Origin of the sequence: Sulfuricurvum sp., assembly GCF_022759005.1 — a bacterium.
In the GTDB taxonomy this organism is placed as follows: Bacteria; Campylobacterota; Campylobacteria; order Campylobacterales; family Sulfurimonadaceae; genus Sulfuricurvum.
In genome coordinates, this window is sequence record NZ_JAEMQA010000024.1 from 1 (window position 1) to 4,923 (window position 4,923).

Sequence of the window (4,923 nt, forward strand, 5' to 3'; positions counted from 1 at the left end):
ACCGCATCATAAGTATAAATGGGAATACTCATACGCCTTCCTTGTTGATAAAATCTGTGGATGATTATATCGCGCCACTCCTTGGGCAAGATTAAAAAGGTTTATAGATGATAATGAAGAAAAAAAGTGATCGATGTTGTCCAAAATCGTAACAAAAATCAAAGTTTTGTTACATTTGATGAGTTGAAAAGTTACATATATGAAGAAATTAGCGGTAGAAATCGGCACGATCTTGAAGCTGTGTGATCCGATTTCCACCGCTTTCTTTGGCTTTTTCGACTAATTTTAGAGCGTCATCGATCGCTTCTTCAATCGATTTAACCGGAATTTTAAGGAGAAAACCGCCACTTAGGGTTATTTTTATCAGCCCTTTTTCTGTATTAAAGCTTGATTCTTCTACGGAATGGAGAATTTTTTCGCAATCTTCCATAGCCGATTGTTTGCTGTTTCGTGAGAGTACGCATACAACATGATCATCATCCAAATGGGCTGTGATATCGAGAGGTTGTTCATACAATGCGATAATATCACCGATTTTTTTGAAAATATTTCCGCGATCTTCTTTGGATAATGTTGATAAATGTGTGCGGTATTGGTCAATTTCAAAAACGGCTAAAAAGGTGGTATTGCTGGCGCGATTGGTTTTTTTGGTATTATAAACGGTTAAAAGTCCTTTGAGGTTGTTTAGACCGCTTGAGGGGTTGACAAGTCCGGAACAAGCCGAAGGAGCTTGAATGTTTCTTCGCAGAGCGCGTTTTAAAATAAAATCAATTTCTTGCGTTGAAGCGGTTTTTTGTTCCCCTGTGGTATCTAATGCGCATGCTGTATCGATGTCTTTATAAACTTGAATCAAACGGTAGCGATAGCGTAAAAATATCAACAGGCTGAGTACCAACAAAACAATCGCTGTGATTTTCGCGGTTTTTAGGGAGTTATTGAGATTTTCGAGCGTATGGAGCATCAAATTATCAATATCGGTGATGAACGCGGTTTTTGCTTTTTTTACTTGTGCATATTCAATTTCGCTTCGAGGCATTTTGAGCGCTGATGACCATGCCAGTGAACTATTTTGGAACGTTTCGGAAGAATTTTCGAGCGAACGGATTAATGGGGAAAATTCGTTATCAGAATCATACAACGTTTCTAAAAAGTTTTTTTGAGACGAGAGTTTTACCGCTAGGTCAATTTCGGCGACCGTTGCATTGATCGCAATCGAGACCATTTGCGGGTCACCCGATTTGGTATTGAGAATTTTGTCGACGAGGAGATGTTGCGTTTTTAGTTGATCCAAACGGGAGGTATATCCTGAGAGCAAAAGGAGCTGAGCCGTTAGCAGAGCGACCCCTAAAACAAGTAAAAAAAGAGCTGATCGGATATTACTAAATATTTTTTTAATCGATAATAGCATTATGCCTCATTGTTTTTATTATTAGAAAATATTTTAACACAATTTGTTAAATAATCCAATTTAACAGATTTGTAATCTCATATTGATTACAATAGGGAGATTTATTTTATCGATAGGATAGAAAATTTGAACGTAGAAGATTACTTTATCTCCACTTTTTGCTCTTCCAAAAGCGTGATTGGTGACGATGGCGCACTGATCGGCAAGTGGGTATACAGCAAAGATCTGTTTTTTGAAAATATCCATTATAAAAAAACATGGTTGAGTCCCTACCAAATCGGCTATAAAGCGATGATTGTTAATATCTCGGACGCGATAGCGATGAATGCGGTTCCTCGTTATGCTCTTTTGGGGGTTGCGATTCCGAAATCGACGTCGTTGCATGAGATGAGAGAACTCTCCAGAGGGCTTCAAACAGCTGCCGCACAATACGGTATCGAGATTATCGGCGGAGATACGATCAGCAATTCCAAAACCGATATTTCAGTGACGATCATTTCGCATTCTGATCATCCTTTGACACGCCAAGGGCTCAAAATCGGGGATATTATCGCCTATACGGGATCGATCGGCAAATCGGCCAAACAGCTTCGATACCTCATGTCGGGGGGGAAAGTCCATACAAAAAGCCGTTTCGTCTCTCCCGATCTGCGGAAAGCATTCATTGCAGAGAGCCGCCGCTATCTGCGATGCGGTATGGATATTTCTGATGGTTTATGCAGCGATATCGAAAAACTGACCCGTCCGAACCGTTTGGGGATACGATGGGATAAAAAAATCCCCAAGCAAATCCGATGCAGCGGAGAAGAGTATGAGATGCTTATTGCGTACTCTGCGAAATACCGTTATGCAATCCGTCGTATCGCGGCGCGTACGCGTACCCCTATAACCCCTGTTGCACATGTAGTGCGGGGACGATACACCAATCGCTGCAAGCGTCATCATTTTTAGGAGTTTTATGGAGCGTCAATACTATCTTCCGCACAGTCCGATCGACTTTTATTTTCGGCAGTCGCCGCGCGATTTCGTCGTCGATGAGATCCCCCTTTATCCCTTTAGCGGTGAGGGGGAACATCTGGTTCTTCACGTACGAAAAAAGAATCTCTCCACTTGGCAGATGATTGATATTTTCAGCAACCATTTGGGAATCAAAGGGCGCGATATCGGTTATGCCGGTCTCAAAGACAAAAATGCCCAAACCAAGCAATACATTTCGTTGCCGCGAAAATTTGAATCGGTGTTGGAAAATTTCGAATACGAAGGGATTAAAATCCTCGATAAAACCTACCATAACAATAAAATCCGTGTGGGACATCTCAAGGGGAACCGATTTTTTATCCGCCTTAAAAAAGTGAACCCGACGGCTGCGGTAAAAATCCAAGAAGCGCTCAAAATGATCAAGCAATACGGAATGCCGAACTATTTCGGATTTCAGCGTTTTGGACTTGATGGGGAAAACTACAAAAAAGGGGAGGCAATCTTAGCGGGAAGCCTCAAAGAACGGAACAAAAAATTAGCCCAGTTTTACGTCAATGCGTATCAAAGCTATCTTTTTAACGGATGGCTTGCCCGCCGTATTCAAATCTCCAAATTGGTGGAGAGTTTTAATACGGAACAACTTTCCGGCCACATCAATCTTCCGATAGAAGAACTAAAGGTGATGAAAGCTCAAAAACATCCGTTCAAACTGATTCACGGGGATGTTATGATGCATTATCCTTACGGAAAGATATTTCATTACGAAAGCGACGAAGAGGTGGAGCGGTTTAATAAACGGGATATTTCGTTTACCGGGCTTTTGAGCGGAAAGCGTGCAACACGCTCGGTTGGATTAGCCGAAACGATCGAAAGAGACTATGATGCGATCACAAGCGGAATCGACGGAGCACGTCGCTACGGATGGATTTTCCCTGAAGAGATTGAAGGGGAGTACAAAGAAAATGATGCGTGGTTTGAGCTTCATTTTACCCTTCCAAAAGGGTGCTACGCCACCGTTTTGATCGAAGAGATTGCCAAAAGAGAAATTCAAACCGATGAAACCCAGGAGTAACCATGAAACAACATTTTACCTCTGCTGTATCCCAAATCTTTGGCCGTTTTGCATCCAAAGCACACGGAAAAACCTTCCAAAGCATGATCAATCGCATCTATGTCAAAGCGATGGGATTGGACATGAGCGATTTTAAATCGCCCGAAAGTTATCCGACGCTTAATGCGTTGTTCACCCGCAAACTGAATCAGCCACGTAAATTTTCATCCGATCCGAAAGATATGATCAGTCCGTGTGACTCGTTGATCACGGAATGCGGAGTGATTGAAGAGAATCTTGCCTTGCAGATCAAAGGGATGAGTTATAGTGTCGATGAGGTTCTCGGAGAGGGGATAACCGCAGAATCAAAACAAAGTATACATAACGGAATGTTTGTCAATTTTTATCTCTCTCCCCGTGATTATCACCGCTATCATGCCCCTTTGGACATGCAGGTGTTGCGTGCGGTGCATATCCCGGGTAAACTCTATCCGGTCAATATCCCCTCACTAAAAAAACAGCTCAATTTGTTTATCGAAAATGAACGGGTCGTTTTAGAGTGTCTCAGCACGGAGGGAAAACGATTTTTTCTCATCTTGGTCGGTGCGTTGAATGTCGGTGAGATGGAGGTGAATTTTGAACCGCGTATTCGAACGAATAGTGGTGTATTGACGCCGAGTATCTACAGCTATCAAGAGCTTCATTTGAGCAAGGGGGACGATTTCGGGTGTTTCCGTATGGGATCCACGATCGTCATGTTGTGTGAAAAAGAGATGATTGATCTAGGAATTTCAAGCGGGCACAACGTCCGTTTTGCTCAAACGATCGGAAGAATCAAGTCTTAAATAATATATCCAAACGGATGTGCAAATGGGTATCTTCTTCATAAATGTCGATCGTGCTGTCGACTGGTGGATGAAGCTTGACCAACGCTCCTTGGATAGAGTGAAACACATGCGAGAATTTTGGAAACATCGGAGCGTCAATCCGGTCAATGTGACCGTGCTGAATAATATGCGCTAATGAGGTAATACCGCTGTAGTAGACCGTTTTGTTGATCGAACGGGTGATGCGGTAATTGCGTAATAATTCAATATTTTTAATTAATACTTCCTGCTCTTCTGCGCACAATATCTTATTGGCGTGTGCTCGTTCAAGCTCTTCGGCAATCTCATCCTCTACCATTTTTTGCCGCTCTTGGATCTCTTGATCCAGCTGCGGATCGTTTTGCCGAATGAGTTCAAGAATGCGATCAGTGTCGAGCGGCTTATTCGACGCGATATAGGTATAGCGTTTTCCTCCGTCGTATTCGTGATTTAATGCTTGGATCAGCTCTGCGACGATACTTAAATAGATAAATTTGTCTTCTTTGTTGAGATCGAACGTCACCCCGTGAGCCGAGATGAGAGGTTTAGGGCCAGCGTATTTCAAAGACATTAAATACTCCTTTATCTGTGTTTGGTAACTTATTATACGTTAAATCTAA

The 4,923-nt window shown here is 42.4% G+C and carries 5 protein-coding genes; 3 read left to right on the forward strand and 2 right to left on the reverse strand.

The genetic code is table 11. The features are described from left to right. Positions 1–208: 208 nt before the first annotated feature. Positions 209–1,408, reverse strand: coding sequence for a hypothetical protein (locus JHC35_RS01115; protein WP_295041536.1), 1,200 nt, complete (start codon positions 1,406–1,408; stop codon positions 209–211). A 126-nt stretch (positions 1,409–1,534) separates the two neighbouring features. Here JHC35_RS01115 and JHC35_RS01120 point away from each other — a divergent pair, with 126 nt between their 5' ends. From JHC35_RS01120 to JHC35_RS01130, 3 genes are read left to right on the forward strand one after another with little or no spacing between them, the layout of a single operon-like run. Beyond that, positions 1,535–2,359 (forward strand): thiamine-phosphate kinase, encoded by an 825-nt coding sequence (locus JHC35_RS01120; protein ID WP_295041537.1) that lies wholly within the window; start codon positions 1,535–1,537, stop codon positions 2,357–2,359. A gap of 7 nt (positions 2,360–2,366) precedes the next feature. Then, positions 2,367–3,458 carry a tRNA pseudouridine(13) synthase TruD gene (gene truD, locus JHC35_RS01125; RefSeq protein ID WP_295041538.1) on the forward strand — a complete coding sequence of 364 codons (1,092 nt, stop codon included), beginning with the start codon at positions 2,367–2,369 and terminating at the stop codon, positions 3,456–3,458. Between the two features lie 2 nt (positions 3,459–3,460). After that, on the forward strand, positions 3,461–4,282 hold the full coding sequence (locus tag JHC35_RS01130) for a phosphatidylserine decarboxylase (RefSeq protein ID WP_295041539.1): 822 nt from the start codon (positions 3,461–3,463) through the stop codon (positions 4,280–4,282). Here JHC35_RS01130 and JHC35_RS01135 read toward each other — a convergent pair. After that, complete coding sequence (locus JHC35_RS01135; protein ID WP_295041540.1) at positions 4,272–4,874, reverse strand: hypothetical protein; 603 nt, start codon at positions 4,872–4,874, stop codon at positions 4,272–4,274. The two genes, JHC35_RS01130 and JHC35_RS01135, sit on opposite strands and share 11 nt — an antisense overlap. Positions 4,875–4,923: the final 49 nt, after the last annotated feature.

Bases quoted from the DNA above. Each gene is read 5' to 3' on its own strand.
- JHC35_RS01115 (WP_295041536.1), bottom strand. From the start codon at position 1,408: ATGCTATTATCGATTAAAAAAATATTTAGTAATATCCGATCAGCTCTT.
- truD (WP_295041538.1), top strand. From the start codon at position 2,367: ATGGAGCGTCAATACTATCTTCCGCACAGTCCGATCGACTTTTATTTT.
- JHC35_RS01130 (WP_295041539.1), top strand. From the start codon at position 3,461: ATGAAACAACATTTTACCTCTGCTGTATCCCAAATCTTTGGCCGTTTT.
- JHC35_RS01135 (WP_295041540.1), bottom strand. From the start codon at position 4,874: ATGTCTTTGAAATACGCTGGCCCTAAACCTCTCATCTCGGCTCACGGG.